The sequence below is a fragment of the Bradyrhizobium sp. CAR08 genome, assembly GCF_052871955.1.
Genome location: NZ_JBIXJX010000007.1, coordinates 57,071 through 81,597, shown reverse-complemented (window position 1 = coordinate 81,597; position 24,527 = coordinate 57,071). Strand labels below are relative to the sequence as shown.

The following is a 24,527-nucleotide window of genomic DNA, read 5'->3' as shown; positions in this document are numbered from 1 at the left end:
CGATCTGTGCTCCCGCTCGCCGTGTCTTACTTCATCGGCCAGATCGCCTCGGCGATCGCGGCCTGCGGCGGGAAGATGGTAACGAACTTGCCGCCGACATATTGCAGCAGCACCGGGTCGGCGTCGTTGTTCTGGCCCATCTCGTCGAACTTGACGCGCTTCCAGGGCATGATGGTCTGCTCGCCCGGGATGTCGGTGGCGGCCAGCGCGTCGCGGATCTTCTCGCCGTCAGTCGACTTGGCGCGGCTGATGGCGTCGGCGAGGATGATCAGGCCCATGAACTGACGCGAGGTGAGGTCGTTGAAATCCTTGCCCGACCGCGTCTTGAACATCTCGTTGATCTTGCCAACCATCGGACGCTTCTGCGCGAGGTCGAGCGAGAAGGTGCCGCGCGAGATCACGCCTTCCAGCTTGTCGCCGACAGCGTCGTAGAGCGCCTTCTCGGAGAAACCGGCGTCCTGCGCCACGATCGCGTTCGGCTTGTAACCAAGCTCGCCCATGGTCTTCACCAGCAAGATGCCATCAGTGGTGTAGCTCGAGGGCATCAGCACGTCGGCGTTGGCGCTCTTGAGCTGCTGCACCTCGGCCGAGAGCGAGGGCGAGTTGGCGCGATACTTGATGTCGGAGACGATCTTGTAGCCGCGCTCGCCGGCGATCTTGGCCTGGGCGTTGCCGGAATCGGTGCCGAAGATGGTGTCCTCATGGAACAGCGATAGCGTCTCGATCTTGGTGCCCTTCTTCTTCAAGGCATCGAAGAAGTCGAACATGGCGGCCGAGTACATCTCGTCATGCGGCGCGGCGCGGAAGTAATATTTCAGGCCACGGCGATGCAGGCTGGGCGAGGAGTTGTCGGCCGAGACGAACGGGATCTGGTAGCGCTCGCAGATCTGGCTGACGGTGACGGCGACCGCGCTCTGATAGGTGCCGATGATGGCGGAGACCTTCTCCTGCGTGATCAGGCGCTCGGCCTCGGCGCGGCCCTTCTGCGGATCGGCCTGGTGGTCGGCGAAAACGAGGCGGACCTTTGCGCCGCCGAGACCCGGCAGGCCCTCACCCTTCGCCAGTGGCAGGTCGAAATCGGTGTCCTTGTTGATGACCTCGAGCGCGGTTTCATAGGCCTTCTGCGCGTCGACGCCCTGCTGTGCGCTGCCGCCGGAGAACGGATAGATCACGCCGATCACGACTTCCGAAGTCTGTGCGCGCGCTGCCAGCGGCACTAGCGCGGCCGTAGCGGTGGCTCCCAACAATACGTCGCGGCGAGTGATCGTCATGGCAAAGTCCCCTGTTACTGAATTTCAGCCGATCGAATGAAGCGATTGATGGATGCGGTAAAGCTCGAAGAAGCAGCAAACGCTGCCCACTAAATCACGGCCATGGTCCTGTTCTTGAGATCCGTCACCAGCATCAGGCCGGGCGAATGCGTGATCGCAAACGGCAGCTTGGCAGCGTTGATGACCGATTGCGGTGTCACGCCGCAGGCCCAGAACACCGGGATCTCGTCGTCGGCGACCGGCACCGGATCGCCGTAATCGGGCTTGGCGATGTCCTTGATGCCGATCAGGTGCGGATGGCCGAGATGCACGGGCGCGCCGTGCACGGCCGGATAGCGCGAGGTGATCTGCACCGCACGGATCGCATCCGCCGGCTTGAACGGACGCATCGACACCACCATGGGACCGGCGAAGGGACCGGACTCGCCGCAAGCGATGTTGGTGCGATACATCGGCACGCGCACATTGTGCTCGATGTGGCGGATCGGCATGCCCTCGTCGAGCAGCGCCTCTTCGAACGAGAACGAGCAGCCGAGCACGAAGGTCACGAGATCGTCGCGCCAGTATTTGGTGACATCGGTCGGCTCGTCCACGACTTCGCCGTCGCGCCAGACGCGATAGCGCGGCACGTCGGTGCGAATGTCGAGATCGGCGCCCAGCGCCGGGATGTGCGGACTGCCCACATCGGACATGCCGATGATCGGGCACGGCTTGGGATTGAGCTGGCAGAAGCGATGGAACGCCCCGGCATATTCCGCCGGCAAGATTGCCAGATTGCCCTGGACGAAGCCGGGGGCAACGCCGGCGGTGGAGGCGACCAGCCCCTCGCGGTAGGCAAGCCGCGCCTTGCGGCTCGGGAGCGTGTCGGGCGTTTCAGTTTGCTGCACTGCCACCAAAACAGTCATGGGATCGACCTGCCTATAAACTCGACAAAGACAAGCCAACACCACGCGTGCTATAAAGTCTAATCTTCCTTTCTAATCAATATCGATAAATTTCATTTATCGGACGGGAAAATCCTTCCAATGCTGGACTTCAGATCGATCGAGACGTTCCTTTGGGTTGTGAAGCTCGGCAGCTTTCGCGGCGCCGCAGCACGCCTCAACACGACTCAGCCGGCGATCTCCCAGCGCATCGCCCAGCTCGAGCGCGAGATGGGAGTGAAGCTCCTAAATCGCGACCACCGCGTGGCCTCGCCGACACCGAGCGGCCGACAGATGATGGTCTATGCGGAGAAGCTGATCGGCCTGCGCGCCGCGATGATCGCCGAGATCGGCGACCGCTCGGCGATGCGCGGCGTGATGCGACTCGGCGTCGCCGAAACCATCGTGCACACTTGGCTGCCGCGGCTGGTGAAGAGCATGAACGAGGTCTACCCAAACCTGTCGCTGGAGATCGAGGTCGACATCACGCCGAACCTGACCGCGCGCCTGCTTGCGCAGGAGATCGAGCTTGCCTTCGTCGTCGGTCCGCTCTCGGCCTCCGGGGTGCACAATCGCGTCCTCGCCGACTATCCGATCGGTTTTCTCGCCAGCCCCTCGCTCGGCCTCGGCGATGGACCGGTGACGCGGGCTGAGCTCGCGCGGTTTCCGATCATTACCTTCCCGCGGAAGACGCGTCCCTACGAGGTCGTGCGCGAAGTGTTCGACCGGCCGGAGCTGCCTCCGATCCGGCTGCACGCCTCCGCCTCGCTTGCGACCGTCATCCACATGGCGGTCGAGGGCCTCGGCATCGCCGTGATCCCCGACGCCATCGTCGAGAACGAGCTCGCAGACGGGCGGTTGCAACTGCTCGACACCGATCTCAAAATCGCGCCGCTGACATTCACCGCGAGCTGGCTCGCCTCGCCCGATGTCGTGGCGGTGGAGCGGGTCGCAGAGCTTGCATGTCAGATTGCGCAGAGCAGCCTCGCAGTTGACGCGCCCGCGCCGGCGCGTCATTGAAACAGGCGCCGGACAATTGAGAGACTGACCGCATGAGCCGAGCCGCCACCAATTTGCAAATCGATTCCGCCCGCCTCTGGGGCTCCATCCACGAGACCGCGCAGTTCGGCGCGACGGCCAAGGGCGGCGTGCGGCGGCTGACGCTGAGCGCGGAGGACAAGCTGGTACGCGACTGGTTCCGCAAGGCCTGCGAGGACGCCGGCTTGGAGGTGCACACCGATGCGCTCGGCTCGCAGTTCGGGCTGCGCAAGGGACGCGACATGTCGAAGCCGCCCGTCGGCATCGGCTCGCATCTCGACACGCAACCGACCGGCGGCAAGTATGACGGCATTCTGGGAACGCTCGGTGCGCTCGAAGTGATCCGCACGCTGAACGACGCCGGGATCGAAACCGAGGCGCCGATCTGCGTCGTCAACTGGACCAACGAAGAGGGTTCGCGCTTCGCTCCCGCGATGATGGCCTCCGCTGCCTATGTCGGCGACTTCACCACCGATGACATCTTGTCGCGCAAGGACGCTGATGGCACCACCGTCGGCCAGGCGCTCGATGGCATCGGTTATCGCGGCGACAAGCCGGTCGGGTTCCAGAAGCTCGGTTCCTTCGTCGAATTGCACATCGAGCAGGGCCCGATCCTGGAGGCCGAAGGCAAGACCATCGGCGTGGTCGATTCCGGCCAGGGCGTGCTTTGGTACGACGGCAAGATTTCCGGCTTCGAGAGCCATGCCGGATCGACGCCGATGCCGCTGCGGCGCGACGCGTTGGCGACGCTGTCCGAGATCGTGCTGGCGATGGAGGCCATTGCGAGGAAGTACGGGCCGAAGGCCGTCGGCACCATCGGCGAGGCCGTGATCGCAAACCCCTCGCGCAACGTCATTCCCGGCGAGATCGCCTTCACGATGGATTGCCGCAGTGCGGATGGCGCGATCATGGATGCGCTCGATCGCGATCTGCGCAGCGCGATTGCCGAGATCGCCGCACGCCGCAAGGTCGAGGTGAAGATCGACCTGGTCTGGCGCAAGCCGCCGACGCATTTCGATCCCAAATTGATTGCCGCAGTCGAGAACGCGGCGAAGACGCTCGGCTACTCCTCTCGCCGCATCACCTCCGGCGCCGGCCACGACGCCTGCAATCTCAACACAATCATGCCGGCCGCAATGGTGTTCGTGCCCTGCAAGGACGGCATCAGCCACAACGAGCTGGAAGACGCCACGCAGCCCGATTGCGCCGCGGGCACCAACGTCCTCATGCACACGGTGCTGGCGATCGCCGGCGTCGCATCCTGACCGGAGAGAACCATGCGCGGAGTTTTCGTCGACGCCAATGAAGCTCTCGCCGTGATCATGGAGCGGCTGGAGCAGCCCGGCGATCCCAAGGTGCGGATCCACAGGGATCCCGACATCAAACCCGAACAATATCCTGAAATCCTCGACGGCGCCGAGATCGCGATCGTCGACCACACCGCGCTGCCTACCGACGTCGCAAAGAAGTGCACAGGGTTGAAGCATGTCGTGTTCCTCGGCACCGGCGCGCGCAGCTACATGAACCCGGAGGAGCTCGCTGAGCTCGGCATCTCCGTGCACCTGATCAAGGGCTATGGCGACACGGCGGTCGCGGAATGCGCGATCACGCTGATGTGGGCTTCGGCCCGCGTCATCGCGATGATGGACCGCGAGATGCGCGGCGGAAACTGGCTCCGCGAAGACGGCATGCAGCTCACTGGCAAGACGCTCGGCCTGATCGGCTTCGGCGGTATTGCCGCGGAGGTCGCGCGCATTGCCTTGGGCAGCGGCATGAAGGTGATCGCCTGGAACCGCTCGCCGAAGAGCTATCCGGGCGTGGAATTCGCCGATCTCGACACGGTGTTGGCGAGAGCAGACGTCGTATCGCTGCATCTGCTGCTCAACGACGAGACGCGCGGCATGATCACCCGCGAGATGATCGCGAAGATGAAGCCGGGCGTCATCCTCATCAACACCGCCCGCGCCGCCGTCGTCGACGAGGCCGCCATGATCGATGCCCTGAAGTCGGGCCACATCCGCCATGCCGGCCTCGACGTGTTCAATATCGAGCCATTGCCCGGCGATCATCCGCTGACAAAACTGCCGAACGTGACGTTGTCGGCGCATTCGGCGTTCCGGACCCCGGAGGCGAGCGAGAACCTGATTGGCGCGGCATGGGAGCACTGCCGCCGGATCGTGAAGGAATAAGAGCAACAACAATGGCCGATTACCGCACCATCAAGGCACAGCCGCTCATCGAAGCTATCAGCGCCATCGTCAAGGCCGGCGGGTCTACGGACCGCGAGGCCGAGCTCGTGTCCACCAATCTGGTCGAGGCCAACCTCAAGGGACACGATTCGCACGGCGTCGGCATGATCCCGCGCTATGTCCAGAGCGTCACCACGGGCGGCCTCGCCGTGAACCAGCACGTCAAGGTCGTGCTCGACACCGGTCCGCTTCTCACCCTCGACGGGCTCACCGGCTACGGCCAAGTGATCGGCCATGAAGCGATGGAGCTGGCAGCCGAGCGCGCCAAGCGCAACGGCGTGTGTCTCGTCGGCCTCTCAAACTCGCACCATATCGGCCGCATCGGCCACTGGGCCGAGCAGTGCATCGACCATGGGCTGGTCTCGATCCACTTCGTCAACGTGATCTCGCGTCCCATCGTGGCGCCCTGGGGCGGCAGCGATGCGCGCCACGGCACCAACCCGTTCTGCGTCGGCATCCCGCGCGCGGGCAAGGACCCCATCGTGCTCGACTTCGCCACCAGCAGGATCGCGCAGGGCAAGACCCGCGTCGCCCACAACAAGGGCGTCGAGCTGGAGCCCGGCACGATCATCGACAATGAGGGCAAGCCGACCACCAACCCGCGCTACACCGTGATCCCGCCATACGGCGCCATCCTGCCGTTCGGCGAGCACAAGGGTTCAGGGCTCGCGCTGGTTTGCGAAATCCTCGGCGGCGCGCTCTCCGGCGGGCAGGTGGTCAAGGGTCCGTCCGATGGCAAGCACAACGTCCTCAACGGCATGCTCTCGATCATCATCGACCCCGGCAAGCTCGGCACCGCGGAGAATCTCGCGCGCGAAGTCGAGAGCTTCGTCGCCTGGCACACCGGCTCACCTCCGGCCCCAGGCGTCGACAAGGTGAAGATCGCGGGTGAGCCCGAGCGCGCGACGAAGAAGAAGCGGCTCGCGGAAGGCATCCCTGTCGATCCGACCACCTGGCAGGAGATTCTGGAGGCCGGAAAGAAGTTCGGGCTGGATCAGGCGGCGATCGAGAAGATCGCGGGGTAGTGAGGCGGAGCACGGTGCTCCTCCCTTCTCCCCTTGTGGGAGAAGGTGGCGCGAAGCGCCGGATGAGGGGTTCTGTCCGCGAAGGGAAATGCACAATTGAGAGGTCTGTCTCCGCGGAGACAACCCCTCACCCGTCTTCGATGCTTCGCATCGAAGCCACCCTCCCCCACAAGGGGGGAGGGAAAGCAGCGCTCTAATCCACCATATCCGCGACCGCCTTGCCGCAAGCCGTAGTGTCGGCATTGCCGCCGAGATCCTTGGTGCGGAGCGTGCGCTCTGCCAGCGTGCGCTCGATCGCATCGACGATCGACTTGCCGGCTTTCTTCTCGCCGAGATGCTCGAGCATCATCGCGCCGGACCAGATTGCGCCGATCGGATTGGCGATGCCCTGCCCCGCGATGTCGGGCGCCGAGCCGTGCACCGGCTCGAACACCGACGGGAAATTGCCGTCGGGGTTGATGTTGCCGGACGGCGCGATGCCGATGGTGCCGGTGCAGGCCGGGCCGAGATCCGACAGGATGTCACCGAACAAATTGGAGCCGACCACGACGTCGAACCAATCCGGATGCAGCACGAAGTTCGCGGTCAGGATGTCGATGTGATACTTGTCCCACTTCACGCTTGGATACTTCTTCGCCATCGCCTCCACGCGCTCGTCCCAATAGGGCATGGTGATGGAGATGCCGTTCGACTTGGTCGCCGAGGTCAGGTGCTTCTTCGGCCGCGACTGCGCGAGCTCGAATGCGAACTTCAGGATGCGATCGACGCCGATGCGGGTCATCACCGTCTGCTGCGTCACGAATTCACGGTCGGTGTCCGGGAACATGCGGCCGCCGACGGAGGAATATTCGCCTTCGGTGTTCTCGCGCACGACCCAGAAATCAATGTCGCCGGGCTTGCGGTTGGCCAGCGGCGACGGCACGCCCGGCATCAGCCGCACCGGGCGCAAATTCACATATTGGTCGAACTCGCGGCGGAATTTGATCAGTGAACCCCAGAGCGAGACGTGATCCGGAATCTTGGCCGGCCAGCCGACCGCGCCGAAATAGATCGCATCGTGCTTGCCGATCTGATCCTTCCAATCGTCCGGCATCATCTGGCCGTGCTTCTCGTAATAGTCCCACGACGAGAAGTCGAAATGATCGAAATGAAGGGACACGCCGTGCTTCTTCGCCGCGGTCTCCAGAACGCGCAGGCCCTCGGGCATCACTTCCTTGCCGATGCCGTCGCCGGGAATGACCGCGATCCGGTATTGTTTCTTGCTCATCGAGAACGTCCTTGATTGGTCCGGCAGCCGCCGTCTTTTTGACCGCACTGCAATGGACCAAACGCGACGGCAGTGCAACGCTGCACTGCAATGTTGACCATGGCGCGGCCGACCGCCTACTGATTTTATTCCCGTTCCTCTCCTGCGAGTAACTCCCATGGATCTGCACCTGCGTGGCAAGCGCGTCCTGATCACGGGCGCGTCCAAGGGTATCGGCGCAGCCGCCGCCGAGGCCTTTGCCGAGGAAGGCTGTCATCTCCTCCTCGCCGCCCGCAATGGCGATCAGCTCAAGGCTTTGGCCGAGCGCTTGCGCTCGGCGCACCAGATCGATGCCGCCACGAGCATTGTGGATTTGCGCAGGAGCGAGGATTTGACGCGGCTCGCCAAGGAAGCCGCCGACATCGACGTGCTCGTCAACAATGCCGGCGACATTCCCGCCGGCTCCATTGACAAGATCGACGAGGCCACCTGGCGGCACGCCTGGGAATTGAAAGTGTTCGGCTACATCAACCTCACGCGTATGATCTATGCGCAGATGAAGGCGAAGGGCGGCGGCGTGATCGTCAACGACATCGGCGCCGCCGGCGAGAAATTCGACGCCAACTACATCTGCGGCAGCGCCGGCAATGCCGCGCTGATGGCCTTCACCCGCGCGCTCGGGGGCAAGAGCCTCGCCGACAACATCCGTGTGGTCGGCATCAATCCCGGCCCGGTTGGCACTGACCGTCACGTCACCCTGCTGAAGATGCGGGCAAACCACCAGTTCGGCGACGAGAGCCGCTACAAGGAATTCCAGAAGAGCCTGCCGCTCGGCAGGCCTGCGCATGCGCGCGAGATCGGCGATCTCATGGCGTTCCTGGCGTCGGATCGCGCGGGCTATACGTCGGGGGTCATCTATACGGTGGATGGCGGAATCAGCGCAGGATGGGGTTAACTTTATCCTCGTCATTGCGAGCGCAGCGACTTGTCCGCCGAAGCTTTAGCGAAGGCGGAAGCGATCCAGGAATGTATCTGCGGCAAAAGTCTGGATTGTTTCGTCGCTTCGCTCCTCGGCAATGACGGAGCCTAAAACAAGCACAGGAGTAGAATAGTTGTCTCAGGACCTGATCCGCGAATCCGCTTGCGCCGTCGTCGACAAGCTGCGCTCCGGCGACGTCTCGCCGCTGGAGCTCTTGGATGTGCTGCAGAAGCGCATCACCGAAGTCGATGGCAAGGTCAACGCGCTGCCGACGCTGTGCTTCGATCGCGCGCGGGATAGCGCAAAGGCGCTGATGCGGAAGCCGGCCGGTGCGCGCGGATTGCTCGCAGGCCTGCCGGTGCCGATCAAGGATCTGACCGATGTTGCAGGTGTGCTGAACACTCAGGGCTCGCCGATCTTCAAGGACAACATCCCTGCGACGTCCGACATCCTGGTCGAAAATCTCGAGGCCAACGGCGCGGTCGTCTATGCCAAGTCGAACACGCCGGAATTCGGTGCGGGCGCCAACACCTTCAACGAGGTCTTCGGCGCAACCCTCAATCCCTGGGATACATCCAAATCGGCAGCCGGCTCGTCAGGCGGAGCGGCGGTGGCGCTCGCGACCGGCATGGCCTGGCTCGCGCAAGGCTCCGACATGGGCGGCAGTCTGCGCAGTCCGGCAGCTTTCTGCGGCGTCGTGGGCATGCGGCCGAGCATCGGCCGCGTCGCGCACACGCCGAAAGCGGCCATCGATCGCAACCTCGGCGTCGTCGGTCCGATGGCACGCAACGTCGAGGATCTCGCGCTGCTGCTCGACGCCATGAGCGGCGACTATGCCGCCGACCCGCTGTCGCTGCCGACGCCCTTGACGTCGTTTCTCTCGGCGGCGCAGTCAGGCAGCAAACCGAAGCGCATCGCCTATTCGGCGGATCTCGGCATCACACCGGTCGATCCCGAAGTCAAAGCGCTCACGCGGAAAGCGGCGGAACGCTTTGCCGAAGCCGGCGCCATCGTCGAGGAGGCGCATCCGGATTGGCGCGATGCGCATGAGTGCTTCCACGTGCTGCGCGCGTTCGACTTCGCGATCAGCAAGGCGCAGCTGCTGCGCACCAAGCGCGACCTGCTCAAGCCCGAGGTGATCTGGAACATCGAGGAAGGCCTCAAGCTCACGATCGAGCAGCTCGAACGCGCCGAGGCGCAGCGCGTCGGCATGACCGCGCGTGCGATCGAGTTCTTCAAGAGCTACGATCTGCTGCTGGTACCGACCACGATCGTGCCGCCCTTCCCGATCGAGCACCGTTATGTCGCCGAATGCGCCGGCAAGAAGTTCGACAATTACGTCGAGTGGCTCGGCATCGTCTATGCCATCACGCTCGCCTGCTGTCCCGCGCTGTCGTTGCCGTGCGGCTTCACCGCATCGGGACTTCCGGTCGGCCTGCAGGTCGTCGGGGCTCCGCGCGCGGATGCGCAGGTGATCGCCGGCGCGAAGACGCTGGAGGATATTTTGGGCGTGCGTGGCACGACGCCGATTGATCCGCGGGTGAAGAACTAGGTTCCCGCTCTCGTGCCCCGCACGCGGCGCAGCGCCTCTTCGGCGGTGCGCTGCAGAGCCGGGGCCCAAGTCTCCAGGACTTCCCGTGTATCCCTGGGTCCCGGCTCTGCGGTGCAGCGCTTTGCGCCGCACCTTGTCCGGAACACGCGCGGCCTTCACCTTCCGCTCGTCGCCTCCAGGCTCCGGCTATACCGCGACATCGCGAAGCAGAAGACAAAATAGATCACGGCGACGAAGATGTAGACTTCGACGGAGAATTGCTGCCACGCCGGATCGATGATCGCGGTCTTGGCCGTGGTGAGCAGGTCGAAGATACCGATGATCAGAACGAGGCTGGTGTCCTTGAAGAAGGCGATGAAGGTGTTGACCAGCGGCGGGATGACGTGACGGATCGCCTGCGGCAGGACGATCAGCCGGTTCTTGCGCCAGTAGGACAGGCCGAGCGCCTCGGCGGCCTCGTATTGCCCGCGGGGCACGGCCTGGAGGCCGCCGCGGATGACTTCGGCAAGATAGGCACCCGCGAACAGGATGATCGCGACCTGCGCGCGCAAGAGCTTGTCGATGTTGAATCCGTTCGGCATGAACAGCGGAAACATCACGCTCGCCATGAACAGCAGACTGACCAGCGGCACGCCGCGGATCAGCTCGACATAGAGCACGCTGAGCGAGCGGATCGCCGGCAGTTTTGAGCGCCGGCCTAGTGCGACGAGGATGCCGAGCGGGAAGCCGAAGGCCAGACCAAAGGTCGCCAGGATCAGCGTCACCGGCAAACCACCCCAACGGTCCTGCGAGACGAACGACAGACCGAGTATGCCACCCCACATCAGCATACTGATCAGCGCGAGCGCTCCGATCCAGAGATAGGCCAGTTCGCGCCGCCATAAGGCGCGGCGGCTGGAGAGATAGAACAGGGCGATGAACAGCAGCACCGCCAGTGCCGGCCGCCACTGCTCGTCGAACGGATAGGTGCCAAACAGGATGAATCGGTATTTTTCGGGGATGATTGCCCAGCATGCACCGAGTCCGCGTACCGCGCGGCAGGCGCTGGAATCGTTCGCCGGGGTGACCCAGACCGCATTGGCGATACCCCATTGCACGAAGCTGAAAAGGCCCTTTGCGAGCACCGCCAGCAACACAACCGAGAGGATGCCGTTCGGGATCGACGAGAACAGATTGGTGCGCAGCCAGCGCAGCACCGGGTTACCAATCTGCGGGCGGCGGGCGGCGCGCGGTGCTTCCGGAATGTCGGCGATCGCCGTCATGGTCAGCGCTCCACCAGCGCGATGCGCGAATTGTACCAGTTCATGAAAAAGCTGATGCCGAGGCTGATGGTGAGAAACACCGCCATGATCAAGGCAATGGCCTCGATCGCCTGCCCGGTCTGGTTCAATGTCGTGTTGGCGATCGAGACCACGTCCTGATAGCCGATCGCCACCGCGAGCGAAGAGTTCTTGGTCAGGTTGAGGTACTGGCTCGTCATTGGCGGCACGATGACGCGTAGCGCCTGTGGCAGGATGATCTGCCGCAGCATGAAGCTGCGGCGCAGTCCCAGCGCGTTGGCGGCATCCCACTGGCCGCGCGGCACCGACTGGATGCCGCTGCGCACAATCTCGGCGATGAAGGCCGAGGTGTAGGTGACGAGCGCGATCAGCAGCGCGAAATATTCCGGCGCGAGCGTCAGTCCGCCGACGAAGTTGAAGCCGCGCAACTCAGGCCATTCGATCGTCCAGGCCACGCCCAGCAGCACGGACACCGCCGCAGGCAGCACAACGAGCAAGCCGAGTGCAAAAGGCCAGGCCGGCCGCGGCTTGCCGTCGCGCATTTGCTGCGCGATGAGCCGCCGCCGGATCACATAGAACACGACAAGTCCGAGCACTGCGGTGCCGAGCACCCAAAGCTGCGGCGTCCCGATGGGAATCGCCGGCAGGATCAACCCGCGATTGGACAGGAACACGCCCTCAATCGGCCGCCATGCCGCGCGCGCGGCCGGGAGCGCCTGCATCAGCACGTACCAGAACAGGAGCTGGAGCAGCAGCGGGATGTCGCGGAGCGTCTCGACATACACCGCGGCGAGCCGCGACAGCAGCCAATTGGCCGACAGCCGCGAGATGCCGATCACCGTGCCCAGGATCGTTGCAAGCACGATTCCGATCACGGCGACGCGCAGGGTATTGGCGATGCCAACGACAAAGGCCCAGAGATATGAGTCCCTCGGATTGTAGGCGAGCAGGCTGTCGGCGATGGGCATGCCGGCCTCACGGCCGAGGAAGGCAAAACCGGTCGTGATGCGGCGCACGGAGAGATTGGTGACCGTGTTGGACCAGAGGAACACGATGACCGCGACTACGATCCCCACCACCAGAACCTGCCAGAACAGGCCTTTCAGCTCGCGCTGCCCGAAGGCGCCGAAGAAGCGACGGCGCGGCGGCGGTCTCGGACCGTCTGACGTCACAGCACAAAAATCCTTCTCAAGACGGCGATTTCCGGCAGCGCACGTCAACTGTTGCACCAAACTCAGCTTCGTGCAACAAATGTTTCATGGCCGAGCCCGCGAAATCCTCGCCACTGAGCGAACTGCGCATTGCATTGCCATCGCTTCCGATGCGGTTGCAGGAGGTCGGGCGTTTCGTTGCAGCCAACGATTACGACGCCACCACGCGTTCGATGCGCGATCTCGCAGCGGTTGCCGGCGCCGATCCCGCCGCGTTCACGCGGCTTGCCAAGGCGATCGGCTATTCGGGTTGGGATGAATTGCGCGCGGCGTTGACGGAGGCGCGGCGGCCCTCGCAGCTAGCGCCTTTCTCCGGCCGCGCCAAGGGCCGCCGCCACGGCCCGAACGCCGATGTCGCGCTCATCACCGACAAGCTGGAGGCCGAGGCCGCCGGCCTTCCGCGCATCCCGGCCCGGCCGATCGCGGAGGCGGCGCGCGCACTCCACCACGCCAAGCGGATCTGGATCACCGGCTACCGAAGCTGCCGCAGCGTCGCGGAATTGCTGAACTACGAGCTCCGGCTGTTTCGTCCCGAACAGGTGCAGCTCGTCGGCGCGTCCGGCCCCGACGATCTCGATATGGGCGCGTTCCGGCCCGGCGAGGCCGTCATCGTCATCGGCTTCATGCCCTACACCCACGCGAGCGTCCGGGTCGCGCAGGCCGCCTATCGTGCCGGCGCGGCCCTGATCGCGATCGCCGATAGCCCATCGGCGCCGATGGCTGAAGGTGCCGACCACGTGCTGCTGTTCGAGGCGGCCTCCTCTCCCGGCTTTTTCCCGAGCCTCACCGGCGCCATCGCGATCGCGCAATCGCTCGCCGCCGTGACGTTTTCGCTCGGCGGCACGGCCGCGAAAAAGCGCCTGGAGAATACCGAGGCCCGGCTGGCCGCGGCTTCAACTTACGTATCAGAGAAAGGTTGACCCATGGCCGCCCGCACCAGCCGCGTGCTGCATCGCTCGCTGCGCGAAACGCCGCCCAAGGCAATCGGCGGCGAAGGCGTCTATCTCTTTGCCGAGGACGGACGCCGCGTGATCGACGCCTCCGGCGGCGCGGCGGTCTCTTGCCTCGGCCACCAGCATCCACGCGTCATCGCGGCGCTGACGAAGCAGGCCTCGACCCTCGCTTATGCCCACACAGCCTTCTTCTCGTCGGAGCCGGCGGAGGCGCTTGCCGAGACGCTGGTCGGCCACGAGCCCGGTGGCCTCGCCTACGCCTATTTCGTCAGCGGCGGATCGGAAGCGGTTGAAGCCAGCATCAAGCTCGCGCGGCAATATTTCATCGAGCGCGGCGAGCCGCAGCGGCAGCACTTCATTGCGCGGCGGCAGAGCTACCACGGCAATACGCTCGGCGCGCTCGCGGCGGGCGGCAATGCCTGGCGCCGCGCGCCCTACGCGCCGCTGCTCTCCAACGCCTTCAGCCATGTGACCCCGGCCTTCGCCTATCACGAGAAGCACGATGGTGAATCGGACGCGCAGTTCGTGGCGCGGCTCGCCGCCGAACTCGAAGCCGAGTTTCAGCGGCTTGGCCCCGACACCGTCGCCGCGTTCCTCGCAGAGCCCGTCGTCGGCGCCACCGCAGGTGCCGTCACGGCGCCGGACGGCTACTTCAGGGCGGTGCGCGAGATCTGCGACCGACACGGCGCGCTGCTCATTCTCGACGAGGTCATGAGCGGCATGGGCCGCACCGGCACCACGCACGCCTGGGAGCAGGAAGGCGTGGCACCCGACATCCAGGCGATCGCCAAGGGTCTCGGCGGCGGCTACCAGCCGATCGGTGCAATGCTCGCGAGCGGCAAGATCATCGACACAATCCGCTCAGGTTCGGGCGCCTTCCTGCACGGCCACACGTATCTGGCGCACCCTCTCGCTTGCGCCGCCGCGCTCGCGGTGCAGGACGTGATCCGCGAGGACGGCCTGCTCGACCGGGTCAAGGAGCGCGGCAAGCGGCTCGAGCAGCGGCTCACCGAGCGCTTCGGCAATCACCGCCATATCGGCGACATCAGGGGCCGCGGCCTGTTCTGGGCGATCGAGCTCGTCGCCGATCGCGCCAGCCGAACCTCGTTTGATCCCGCGCTGAAGCTGAATCAGAAGATCAAGGCGGAGGCCTTCGCCAACGGCCTCGGCTGCTATCCCGGCGGCGGCACCGCAGACGGCATCCGTGGCGACCACGTGCTGCTGGCGCCGCCCTATATCACCTCCGCGGAGGAGATCGATCTGATCGTCGACAAGCTCGGCACGGCCGTCGACAGCGTATTGCGTCGTGTCAATCACTGAGGGGAGAAAAGCATGATGAGGAAAGTGGTTATCATAGCCGGCGTGCTCGCGGCGTCGACGGTGGTGGCGTCGGCGGCAACGCTCGACACGGTGAAGAGCCGCGGCACGCTGATATGCGGCGTCAGCGCCGGTTTCGCCGGCTTCTCCGCACCGGATTCGCAAGGCAACTACAAGGGTCTCGACGTCGATTATTGCCGCGCGCTCGCCGCCGGCGTGCTCGGCGATGCCAGCAAGGTGCGTTACGTCTCGCTGACCGCGCAGAACCGCTTCACCGCGCTCCAGTCCGGCGAGATCGACGTGCTCTACCGCAACTCGACGCAGACCTATCTGCGCGGTGTCACGCTGGGCCTGCGGCAAGGTCCAATCAACTTCTACGACGGTCAGGGCTTTGTCGTGAAGAAAGACCTCGGCGTGAAGGAGATCAAGGACCTCAAGGGCGCCACCGTCTGCGTCGCGCAGGGTACCACGCATGAGGTCACGCTCGGCGATTACGGCCGCGCCAACGGCATCGATTGGAAGCCGTTGGTGTTCGACCGCGTCGACACCATGTACCAGACCTTCTTCGGCGGCCGCTGCGATGCCATGACCCAGGACGCTTCCGCGCTTGCTGGCGCCGTGACGACCGCGGCGCCGAACGCGGCCGACTACGTCGTGCTGCCGCAGACCATCAGCAAGGAGCCGCTCGGCCCCTTCACCCGCAATGGCGACGAGGTCTGGAGCGACATCATCACCTGGCTGCACTACGGCTTGATCGAGGCCGAAGAGCTCGGCGTCACACAAGGCAATGTCGATGAGATGGCGAAGTCGCAGACGCCCGCGATCCAACGCCTGCTCGGTGCCTCCGGCGATCTCGGCTCGCGGCTCGGGCTCGACAACAAATGGCTGGTCACGGCCATCAAGGCCACCGGCAATTACGGCGAGATCTACGAGCGCAATGTCGGCAAGGCGAGCCCGCTCAAGCTCGAGCGCGGCCTCAACGGTCTCTGGAGCAAGGGCGGCTTGATGTACGCGGTGCCGTTTAAGTAAACGTTTTGCGTGTCCCGGACGCGTTGCGTCCGGGACACGCAACCTTCCATCAGGTAACGTTCAATGACGAAGTCTCCTCGCATCGCGCTGATCCACGCCCTCAAGCATTCCATCGCCCCGATCGAAGCTGCGTTCGCGAAGGTGTGGCCGGAAGCGCGGCTGATGAACCTGCTCGACGACAGCCTGTCGTCGGATCTGGCGCGTGACGGCAAGCTCAACGATGCCATGACCGAACGCTTTCTTGCGCTCGGCCACTACGCCGCGGCGACAGGCGCGGACGCGATCCTGTTCACCTGCTCGGCCTTCGGTTCCTGCATCGAGGCGGTTGCGCGCGCACATGCGCCGATGCCGGTGCTCAAGCCGAACGAAGCCATGATCGAGCGCGCGATGACGATGGGCCGGCGGATCGGCCTGCTCTCGACCTTCCCGCCGACGCTGGCTTCGATGCCGCCGGAATTTCCGGCCTCCGTCCAGATCGTGCCGAAACTCGCCGAAGGCGCGCTGGCCGCGCTCGACCGTGGCGACCGCGCTACGCATGACCGGCTGATCGTGGAAGCCGCACGCGATTTGCGCGATTGCGACGTCGTCGCGCTCGCGCAGTTCAGCATCGCGGCAACCGCGCCTCTCGTGGCAGAAGCCACCGGCCGCCCTGTCGTGACCACGCCCGACAGCGCCGTCGAGAAGCTGATGAAGCTGTTGGCGGCGAGGGCTTAAGCGCCAGCCTGTTTCCGGCGCCGCGCGCCTTTGATCGCCGCCGCAAGCGCGGCCTTGGTTTCACTGACAAAATCCTCGACCAGGTCTTCGCGCGTGGCATGGGCCGCCTCGCCGGTGAACAGTCCCTGCTCAGCCAGCATCACCACGCCGTGCACCGCCGCCCAGATCTTGAGCGCCTGCCGCTCGCGCAGATAATCAACGGCCGGGGCTTCCAATGCGTCGACCACGAGCGCAAAGGTTTCGCGGGTCGCTTCGTGCAGCTCGCTGCCTTTCGCCGCACACGACACCGTGCGCGAGGCGAACATCAAGCGGTAGATGCCATTGCGGCGTAAGCCGAAATCCAGCGTCGCCTGCGCCAGCAGCGACAGCTTCGACCGCTTCGACGGCTTTGCCATCGCCGCCCGCAATATCCCGTTGAGCTGCCGGAACGCCTCCGCCGTCACCGCCGCAAGCAGCGCCTCGCGATCGGCGAAATGCCGGTAGGGCGCCGGCTGCGAAACACCCAGCTGCTTTGCCAGCGCCTTGATGCTGATCGCCTCCGTCCCGCCCTGCTCGGCTTCGCGCAGCGCGGCCTTGATCAAGGCGTCGCGGAGATCGCCGTGGTGGTAGGTATTCTCGGGCTTGCGGGCAAGTTGTGAACGCATGTTGCGCAGAGCCTATAAGTTTGCGCTTGACAGGGGAAGCCTGCCGCGAATGTAATAGCCTATAACTTGAACAAAAACTCAAGTGGGAGCGCGCGCCGCCTTCGGGCCGGAGTGCACACGATCGAGGAAGCCGCCATGACAGAGCGACTGAGGGTTCACGTTGATCCCGACAAATGCCAGGGGCACGCGCGCTGCAAGGCGCTGGCGCCGGAGCTGTTCGAGCTGGACGAATACGGCAACGCCCACGAAGCCGGCGACGGCACGGTCCCGCCCGGCCTCGAAGACAAGGCCTGGCTCGCCAAGTCCAATTGCCCGGAAATCGCGATCGACGTGATCGAGGAGTAGCGCGCCCGCTTCTGCCCGCGTGCCTTCCGCGACCACGAGCCCCCAAGGGATTTCAAGGGATTTCGAGATGTCCGACATCAGCCAGCCCACCGCCCATCCGCCCGTGACCGACTGGGTCCATGATTTCGACCACACCGATCCGCAATGGACGGAAGATCCCTTCCCGATTTGGGACGAGCTGCGCGCCGCAAGCCCGGTCGTGCATACCGAACGCTTCCTCGGCTGTTACATGCCGACGACCTATGAGGCAGTGCGCGAGATCGCCAACGACAGCGAGCATTTCTCCTCGCGCCGCATCATCGTCCGCGACGTTCGGCCGGAGATCACCAGCAGAAACTCCGCCCCGCCGATCACGTCCGATCCGCCGGTGCACAAGCCAGCCAAGCAATTGCTGCTGCCGCCGTTCACGCCGGACGCGATGAAGAAGCTGGAGCCGCGGGTGCGCGCGATCTGCAACGAGTTGATCGACGGCTTCATCACTGAAGGCCGACTTGACGCGGCAGAGCGCTACACCAAGCACATTCCGGTTCGCGCGATCGCACACATGCTCGGCATCCCCGAGACGGACAGCGATCTCTTCATCCGATGGATCCACATGATCCTGGAACTTGGCATCAAGGACGAAAACACGTTGCTCCAGGCGGTGCACGAGATGAGCGCCTATTTCAGCGCCCATATCGAAGCGCGCAAGAACAAGCCAACCGACGATCTTATTTCCTACCTGATGAATGCCAGGGACAAGGACGGCAATCCGCTCGAGGATTCGCATGTGCTGGGCTCGCTGCGCCTGCTCCTGATTGCCGGCATCGACACCACCTGGAGCGCGATCGGCTCCTCGCTCTGGCACCTCGCCCGGACGCCCGTCGACCGCGAGCGGCTAGTCGCCGAGCCTGGGCTGATCCCGACCGCGGTGGAGGAGCTGCTGCGCGCCTATTCGCCGGTGACGATGGCGCGCGAAGTGGTCAAGGAGACCACGGTGTCAGGCTGCCCGGTCAAGGCAGGCAACATGGTGCTGCTGTCCTTCCCGGCCGCCAACCGGGATCCGAAAATGTTTCCGGATGCTGACAAGGTCGTGATTGACCGCCGCGAGAACCGCCACGCCGCCTTCGGCCTCGGCATCCACCGCTGCGTCGGCTCGAACCTTGCGCGCATGGAGATGCAGGTTGCGCTCGAGGAATGGCTGAAGCGCATTCCGGACTTCGCCCTCGATCCGGCAGGCACGGTGACCTGGTCCAAAGGAACCGTCAGAGGCCCCCGCCAGTTGCCATTTTTGCTTGGAAAGGCGATGTAGACCTCTCCAATCAGCGATACGGAGAGGCCGGACTTGCACCGCCACGAGTAGCCGATGGCCGAAGATAACGAGCCGCCCGACAGCAAGCTGACGCGCACCAAGGAAAAATGGGCTCGCGAGGGCCGCTTTTTGACGGGCAAGATCACGCGCCCGGAAGATCAGCGCCTGCCGCCCGGTCAGCATCTGACAAAGGACTGGCCGGTACTCGATCTCGGCGTCGTGCCACCGGTTTCGCGCGAGCGCTGGCGGCTCGACGTCTACGGCGCAATCGAGACCCCCGTGTTCTGGACCTTTGCCGAGTTCGCCGCCCAGAAGCAGGCGCGGTTCACCTCCGACATCCACTGCGTCACGACCTGGTCGCGCTACGACAATGAGTGGGAGGGGCTCGCCACGCGCGAGCTGCTCGCGGCCTGCCAGCCGCGCGAGGACGCGCGCTTCGTCGTGCTACATTCCCACGACGGCTACACCACCAACCTCGCGCTGGACGACTTTGCCGCCGAGGACGCATTGCTTGCCCATAGCTGGTCCGGTGAGCCATTGTCGGCCGAACATGGCGGCCCGGTACGGCTGGTCGTGCCGCATCTGTATTTCTGGAAGAGCGCCAAATGGGTTCAGTCGATCGAATTCCTGACCGAGGACGCGCCGGGCTTCTGGGAAGTCCGTGGCTACCATAACCGCGGCGATCCCTGGGCAGAGCAACGCTATTCGGGCGACTAGGTTCAGCAAGGAACGGGGGAAACCCATGCCGACAGAGCGCTTTCAATTCACCGGCGAAGGCGGCCATCAGCTTTCCGCCGCGCTGGAGCTACCTGACGGCGAGCCCGCGGCCTTCGCGCTGTTCGCGCATTGCTTCACCTGCGGCAAGGACACGCTGGCCGCCAAACGCATCTCGGTCGCGCTGGCCGCCAAGGGCATCGCGGTGCTGCGCTTCGACTTCACCGGGCTCGGCTCCAGCGAGGGGGATTTTGCCAATTCGACGTTTTCCTCCAACGTTGCCGATCTCGTGCGCGCCGCCGATCATCTGCGTAGCGTCCGCAAGGCGCCGTCGATTCTGATCGGTCACAGCCTCGGCGGCGCCGCGATCCTTGCGGCAGCAGGACGAATCCCGGAAGCCAAGGCGGTTGTGACCATTGCGGCACCATCCGATCCCGCCCACGTCACCGGCCTTTTCAAAGAGCATCTCGGCGACATTCGCACGCAAGGTGAGGTCGAAGTCTCGCTTGCGGGACGCCCGTTCCGGATCAAGCGCGAATTCCTCGACGACGTCGCCGAGCACGAGCTGATGAAAGACGTCGCCGGCCTGCACAAGGCGCTGTTGGTGATGCATTCTCCGGTCGACGATACCGTCGGTATCGACAATGCGACGAAGCTCTTCGTCTCCGCCAGGCATCCCAAGAGCTTCGTCTCGCTCGACCATGCCGATCATCTCCTGACCAAGCCGGCCGACGCGCTCTATGCAGCCGACGTGATCGCGGCCTGGGCGAGCCGGTACATCGACGCGGCCAAACCTGCGAAGGCGATGGATCTCCCCGAGGCGCCGCGCCGGGTCGTGGTGCAGGAGACCCGCAAGAGCAAGTTCAACCAGACCATCTCCGTCGGTCCGCATCAGCTCGTCGCGGACGAGCCGGTCGCCGCCGGCGGCGAGGATGCCGGCCCTGGTCCTTACGATCTCCTGCTCGCTGGCCTCGGGGCCTGTACCTCGATGACCATGCGCCTCTATGCCAACCGCAAGTCGTTGCCGCTCGATCGTGTCACCGTCTCACTGAAGCATTCCAAGATCTATGCAAAAGACTGCGCGGAATGCGAGACGCGCGATGGCATGCTCGACCAGATCGAGCGCGACATCGCGATGGACGGCGCGCTCGATTCCGAGCAGCGCAAGAAATTGATGGAGATCGCCGACAAGTGCCCGGTGCACCGGACGCTGACGTCGGAAATCCGCATCGTGACCAAGGCCGTGGATTAGCGCGACTGCGCTAGAAGCACGACGCCATTGTTCGCACCGCCGCGGTGATCTCGCTCTCGCGCCAGGCCGCGAAGCCGAGCAGCAGGCCGTGGTCGCGCGGCCTGCCCAGTGCCAAGCCGGACAGGGCACGCGTTTCAACGCCCGCTTCGACCAGCCGCTTGACCGCCACCTGATCAGCGCGACCGCGCTTGAGACGCGCGACGAGCTGAATGCCACCGGGGGGCACTTCGGCAGAGAGCACATCGCCCAAATGGCGCTCCAATCCCTCCACGAGGTGATCGCGGCGGGCGTGATAGATCCGGCGCACCCGGCGCAGATGCGCCAGGAAATGCCCGTCGGCAATGAACTCGGCCAGCGCCTCCTGGATGTGGCTCGCGGCGATCAGTCCGATGTGCCGCTGTACGATCTCGAGAGTACCGACCATGGCCGGCGGTACGACGAGGTAGCCAAGCCGGATATCCGAGGTCATGACCTTGGAGAACGTGCCGACATAGAACACGCGGCCGTGGGCATCGAGTCCCTGCAAGGCCGGCACCGGCCGGCTATCATAGTGGAATTCGCCGTCGTAATCGTCCTCCACGATCCAGGTCTTGCCGGGCCTGCTCAGGCCAAGAAACTCCCTGCGGCGCGAGAGCGACATCAGGCGGCCGGTCGGGTGCTGATGCGACGGCGTCATGAAGATCAAGGTCGGGGCCGCCAAGCCACGAATCCGCTGCATGCCCTGCTCGTCCAAACTCATCCCGATCACGCGCGCACCGGATGCGCGGAAGGCGGCCGCGGCGCCGGGATAGCCGGGATCCTCGACCCAGACATCGTCGCCGGGGGTGATGACGGCGGCCGCGATCAAAGTCAGCGCAGCCTGCGCGCTCGGCAGAATCAGGATCTGATCCGCCGTCGCGCGCACGCCCCTGCTGGTCGCAAGATAATGCGCCAGTGCCTCGCGCAGGCGCGGCCGATTGACCGGTCCGAGCTCGCGCCTCGCCGCGCGCACAGCGCTGCGGCGCAGGCAGCGCGCCCAGACCTCGTTGGGAAACTCCCTGAAATCGCCATGTCCGGGACGCAAGGGTCTCAGTCGCGCCTGATAAGACATCGGCCAGTCGGTCTGCGTGAGGCTCGACGCCCAGGGCGAAAGCCGCGGCTTGCCAGGGCGTATGCGAGATGCGACGGCGCCAGCCTCTGTGACGCGCTCGCCGCCGTCGACCGCAACCATCGGACGGCGGCCGTGCGAGGCTTCGAGATATCCCTCGGCGGCGAGTTGCTCGAACGCATAGCTGACGGTGTTGCGCGAGACGCCGAGATCGCTCGCAAGCCCACGGCTCGACGGCAGCGTGCGGCCTTTGACGAGACGCCCGGTCGCGATCAAGCTTCGGAGCTGGCTCGTCAGTTGAGCCACCAGCCCCTCGTCGTCGGCCCGGTTCAGGTCGATCAGGGCGGAGATCATGCTGTCCGGAACTGGCACCCTATTCCTTTCCGATCTGGCACTGTTTCAGGTGCCAGACGAGATGCTATCCGCTGGACTGGACTGCTTCAAGGACCTCCGAAATGAACTCCCTATCCCCCCGCGCAGCCGTTGGCCTGTTTCTCATCGTCGTGCTGGCTTGGGGCATAAACTGGTCGGTGACGAAGCAACTCGTCCAATTCCTTCCACCACTGTGGGCTTCAGCGATCCGGAGTTGGATCGCGCTGGCTGGATTGTTCGTGATTCTCGGGCTCAGCAACAATCTGATGATTCCGGAGCGTCGCGACATCCCGGTGGTCCTGAGCGTTGCACTGCTGCACATGACCGTGTTCTCGGTCCTGGTTGCGGCCGGTGTGCGCTTCCTACCCGCGAGCAAGGCCGTTGTGCTCGGCTACACCACGCCACTCTGGGTCGCGATCGCCGCGCCGCTGCTCGGGAAGGACACTTTGACGGCGCCGAAGCTCGCCGGCGCGCTGCTGGGCCTGATCGGCCTGATCGTCATCCTGAACCCGGCCTCGATCGACTGGACCAACACCAATGTCGTGCTCGGCGCCGGCATGGTGATCCTGGCCGCGATCTCATGGGCCGCGAACATTATCTATATCCGCGCCCATCGCTGGATTGCCTCGCCGCTCCAGCTTCTGATCTGGCAAGTGCTCGTGGCAACCATCGTGCTATCGGTGAGCGCGACCATCGCGGATGGCCTGCCGCATGTGGAGTGGTCGTGGAGACTCGTTTTGCTGTTCCTGTATTCCGGGCTGATCGGGACGGTGCTCGCCTATTGGGCGATGTCGATGGTGAATAAGAGCATCTCGGCCCTGACGACCTCGCTCGGCACCACCGCAACGCCGCTCGTCGGCATCGCCAGCGCCGCGATCCTGCTGGGCGAGCCGATCGACATGAGCCTGGTGATAGCGGCCGCGCTGATCATCACCGGCATCGGTCTCGCAACGCTCGGCGATCGCCTGGTGCGTGGTCAGGCTACCGCGAAGGTCTGAACGCGCAGTATCCCGCGCAAGCCCGCCGTCGTGCCGAGCAGGATGCCGGTGACAGCGACGAATGAGCCGAGCGCGAGCGTCGACACGCCGGTGAGCCCTTGGCCGATCGAACAGCCGAACGCCATCACGCCGCCGATGCCCATCAGCGCGGCGCCAGCCGCCGATCGCAGCATATGGCGTGGCGAGGAATAGCCTTCGAGATGGAAACGGCCCGTCGCAAGCGCGGTGACCAGACTGCCGGCGAAGACACCGGCAACCGTCGCGATGCCGAAATTCAGCGTCAGGCCCGTCGAGAGCATGGCATATTGCAGGCTGTCCGCGATCGGCGCGACGAAGGTAAGCGAGGTCACGGGGACGGGGTTGAAATCATCCGCGCCGAGATAGCCGGTGACGAACCAGCCGCCGGCGACGAGGAGACCCACGACGACACCGGCTGCAATCTGGCCGGGCGAACGCCGGAACGCTGGGTGCGCGAAAGCAAAAAGGATCAGCGTGACGACAACGACAGCAGCAGCCATTGCGCGCGAAAGCGCTTCAGCCGGACCGAACATGGCGAACAATGACGGCAGCGAATTCACGTTGACCGTGGTTTGCGAGGCCTGGACCACGGCGATGCGCGCCGGCGCGATCAGGCCCTTGAGCGTCATCTGCGCGGCGATGGCGAGCACGACCACCACGACGAAGGAGCGGAGATTGCCACGACCGAGCAGCACCAGCGCGCGCGAACCGCAGCCGTTGGACAGTACCATGCCGTATCCGAACAGAAGTCCGCCGAGAAACAGCACCGGCATCGAGAAGGACTGTTGCAGGTAAATCGACTTGCCGAGATTGACCATGCCGGTGCCGGCGAGGAACTGGCTCGCTGTGGTCGCAACCGCGATCGCCAGCGCATAGGTTCGGACCAACCGCCCATCCCCCTCCGACAACCAGCCGCGCATGCTGCTCATCAGGCAGAAGCCGCTGAGCAGGCCGACAGCGCCGTAGACCAGGCCGACGACGAGGCCGGCGAGGATGATGAGTTGGGGAGACGAATCCAT

Annotated in this window: 23 protein-coding genes; 15 read left to right on the top strand and 8 right to left on the bottom strand. The window is 64.7% G+C overall.

Going from position 1 to position 24,527, the window contains the following annotated elements; all coding sequences use genetic code 11:
* Window positions 1-26: 26 nt before the first annotated feature.
* Together ACIPUD_RS16340 and ACIPUD_RS16335 are read right to left on the bottom strand one after the other, a co-directional pair.
* Window positions 27-1,271, bottom strand: coding sequence for an ABC transporter substrate-binding protein (locus ACIPUD_RS16340; RefSeq protein WP_018456991.1), 1,245 nt, complete (start codon window positions 1,269-1,271; stop codon window positions 27-29).
* Between the two features lie 89 nt (window positions 1,272-1,360).
* On the bottom strand, window positions 1,361-2,176 hold the full coding sequence (locus ACIPUD_RS16335) for a putative hydro-lyase (protein ID WP_085352173.1): 816 nt from the start codon (window positions 2,174-2,176) through the stop codon (window positions 1,361-1,363).
* 120 nt (window positions 2,177-2,296) lie between these two features.
* Here ACIPUD_RS16335 and ACIPUD_RS16330 point away from each other — a divergent pair, with 120 nt between their 5' ends.
* Genes ACIPUD_RS16330 through ACIPUD_RS16315 form a run of 4 tightly spaced genes read left to right on the top strand, consistent with a single transcriptional unit; the run spans window position 2,297 to window position 6,506 of the window.
* Window positions 2,297-3,214: a LysR family transcriptional regulator gene (locus ACIPUD_RS16330; protein WP_018456993.1), complete on the top strand. Its 918-nt coding sequence runs from the start codon at window positions 2,297-2,299 to the stop codon at window positions 3,212-3,214.
* Window positions 3,215-3,246: 32 nt separating this feature from the next.
* On the top strand, window positions 3,247-4,497 hold the full coding sequence (locus ACIPUD_RS16325; RefSeq protein WP_018456994.1) for a Zn-dependent hydrolase: 1,251 nt from the start codon (window positions 3,247-3,249) through the stop codon (window positions 4,495-4,497).
* A gap of 12 nt (window positions 4,498-4,509) precedes the next feature.
* Window positions 4,510-5,421, top strand: coding sequence for an NAD(P)-dependent oxidoreductase (locus ACIPUD_RS16320; protein ID WP_204510629.1), 912 nt, complete (start codon window positions 4,510-4,512; stop codon window positions 5,419-5,421).
* A gap of 11 nt (window positions 5,422-5,432) precedes the next feature.
* Complete coding sequence (locus tag ACIPUD_RS16315; protein WP_018456996.1) at window positions 5,433-6,506, top strand: malate/lactate/ureidoglycolate dehydrogenase; 1,074 nt, start codon at window positions 5,433-5,435, stop codon at window positions 6,504-6,506.
* Window positions 6,507-6,699: 193 nt separating this feature from the next.
* Here ACIPUD_RS16315 and ACIPUD_RS16310 read toward each other — a convergent pair whose 3' ends face one another.
* On the bottom strand, window positions 6,700-7,773 hold the full coding sequence (locus ACIPUD_RS16310) for a tartrate dehydrogenase (protein ID WP_085362309.1): 1,074 nt from the start codon (window positions 7,771-7,773) through the stop codon (window positions 6,700-6,702).
* 157 nt (window positions 7,774-7,930) lie between these two features.
* On the opposite strand from ACIPUD_RS16310, the gene ACIPUD_RS16305 reads away from it, so the two are divergent.
* Window positions 7,931-8,707: an SDR family oxidoreductase gene (locus ACIPUD_RS16305; RefSeq protein ID WP_018456998.1), complete on the top strand. Its 777-nt coding sequence runs from the start codon at window positions 7,931-7,933 to the stop codon at window positions 8,705-8,707.
* 157 nt (window positions 8,708-8,864) lie between these two features.
* A complete protein-coding gene (locus ACIPUD_RS16300; RefSeq protein ID WP_085385873.1) occupies window positions 8,865-10,283 on the top strand; it encodes an amidase in 1,419 nt (472 codons plus the stop codon).
* A 155-nt stretch (window positions 10,284-10,438) separates the two neighbouring features.
* On the opposite strand, the gene ACIPUD_RS16295 is transcribed toward ACIPUD_RS16300, so the two are convergent.
* Window positions 10,439-11,545: an amino acid ABC transporter permease gene (locus ACIPUD_RS16295; protein WP_018457000.1), complete on the bottom strand. Its 1,107-nt coding sequence runs from the start codon at window positions 11,543-11,545 to the stop codon at window positions 10,439-10,441.
* Between the two features lie 2 nt (window positions 11,546-11,547).
* Complete coding sequence (locus tag ACIPUD_RS16290) at window positions 11,548-12,735, bottom strand: amino acid ABC transporter permease (RefSeq protein WP_018457001.1); 1,188 nt, start codon at window positions 12,733-12,735, stop codon at window positions 11,548-11,550.
* Window positions 12,736-12,821: 86 nt separating this feature from the next.
* Between ACIPUD_RS16290 and ACIPUD_RS16285 the strand changes: the two genes are divergently transcribed.
* From ACIPUD_RS16285 to ACIPUD_RS16270, 4 genes are all read left to right on the top strand, one after another.
* Window positions 12,822-13,694: a MurR/RpiR family transcriptional regulator gene (locus ACIPUD_RS16285; protein ID WP_204510624.1), complete on the top strand. Its 873-nt coding sequence runs from the start codon at window positions 12,822-12,824 to the stop codon at window positions 13,692-13,694.
* Between the two features lie 3 nt (window positions 13,695-13,697).
* Window positions 13,698-15,047: an aspartate aminotransferase family protein gene (locus ACIPUD_RS16280; protein WP_446481148.1), complete on the top strand. Its 1,350-nt coding sequence runs from the start codon at window positions 13,698-13,700 to the stop codon at window positions 15,045-15,047.
* Between the two features lie 12 nt (window positions 15,048-15,059).
* Entirely contained in the window at window positions 15,060-16,073 is a 1,014-nt protein-coding gene (locus ACIPUD_RS16275) for an amino acid ABC transporter substrate-binding protein (protein WP_085352170.1), read from the top strand.
* Between the two features lie 63 nt (window positions 16,074-16,136).
* Complete coding sequence (locus ACIPUD_RS16270) at window positions 16,137-16,787, top strand: aspartate/glutamate racemase family protein (protein ID WP_018457005.1); 651 nt, start codon at window positions 16,137-16,139, stop codon at window positions 16,785-16,787.
* Here ACIPUD_RS16270 and ACIPUD_RS16265 read toward each other — a convergent pair.
* Window positions 16,784-17,431 (bottom strand): TetR/AcrR family transcriptional regulator, encoded by a 648-nt coding sequence (locus ACIPUD_RS16265; RefSeq protein ID WP_018457006.1) that lies wholly within the window; start codon window positions 17,429-17,431, stop codon window positions 16,784-16,786. The two genes, ACIPUD_RS16270 and ACIPUD_RS16265, sit on opposite strands and share 4 nt — an antisense overlap.
* A 135-nt stretch (window positions 17,432-17,566) precedes the next feature.
* Here ACIPUD_RS16265 and ACIPUD_RS16260 point away from each other — a divergent pair, with 135 nt between their 5' ends.
* The 4 genes from ACIPUD_RS16260 to ACIPUD_RS16245 all read left to right on the top strand — a co-directional run bounded on the left by ACIPUD_RS16260 (window position 17,567) and on the right by ACIPUD_RS16245 (window position 21,033).
* Window positions 17,567-17,776 (top strand): ferredoxin, encoded by a 210-nt coding sequence (locus ACIPUD_RS16260; RefSeq protein ID WP_007607931.1) that lies wholly within the window; start codon window positions 17,567-17,569, stop codon window positions 17,774-17,776.
* Window positions 17,777-17,843: 67 nt separating this feature from the next.
* Window positions 17,844-19,067: a cytochrome P450 gene (locus tag ACIPUD_RS16255; protein ID WP_446481147.1), complete on the top strand. Its 1,224-nt coding sequence runs from the start codon at window positions 17,844-17,846 to the stop codon at window positions 19,065-19,067.
* A gap of 54 nt (window positions 19,068-19,121) precedes the next feature.
* Window positions 19,122-19,784, top strand: a complete 663-nt coding sequence (locus ACIPUD_RS16250) for a sulfite oxidase-like oxidoreductase (RefSeq protein ID WP_446481146.1) — start codon at window positions 19,122-19,124, stop codon at window positions 19,782-19,784.
* A 25-nt stretch (window positions 19,785-19,809) separates the two neighbouring features.
* A complete protein-coding gene (locus ACIPUD_RS16245) occupies window positions 19,810-21,033 on the top strand; it encodes a bifunctional alpha/beta hydrolase/OsmC family protein (protein ID WP_446481145.1) in 1,224 nt (407 codons plus the stop codon).
* A 10-nt stretch (window positions 21,034-21,043) separates the two neighbouring features.
* Here the strand turns inward: ACIPUD_RS16245 and pdxR are convergent, their stop codons facing one another.
* The gene (gene pdxR / locus ACIPUD_RS16240; RefSeq protein WP_247368271.1) at window positions 21,044-22,474 is read right to left on the bottom strand and encodes a MocR-like pyridoxine biosynthesis transcription factor PdxR; all 1,431 of its coding nucleotides are present in this window, start codon (window positions 22,472-22,474) and stop codon (window positions 21,044-21,046) included.
* Window positions 22,475-22,575: 101 nt separating this feature from the next.
* On the opposite strand from pdxR, the gene ACIPUD_RS16235 reads away from it, so the two are divergent.
* The gene (locus ACIPUD_RS16235; protein WP_446481144.1) at window positions 22,576-23,490 is read left to right on the top strand and encodes a DMT family transporter; all 915 of its coding nucleotides are present in this window, start codon (window positions 22,576-22,578) and stop codon (window positions 23,488-23,490) included.
* On the opposite strand, the gene ACIPUD_RS16230 is transcribed toward ACIPUD_RS16235, so the two are convergent.
* Window positions 23,469-24,527 carry a YeeE/YedE family protein gene (locus ACIPUD_RS16230; protein ID WP_446481143.1) on the bottom strand — a complete coding sequence of 353 codons (1,059 nt, stop codon included), beginning with the start codon at window positions 24,525-24,527 and terminating at the stop codon, window positions 23,469-23,471. The two genes, ACIPUD_RS16235 and ACIPUD_RS16230, sit on opposite strands and share 22 nt — an antisense overlap.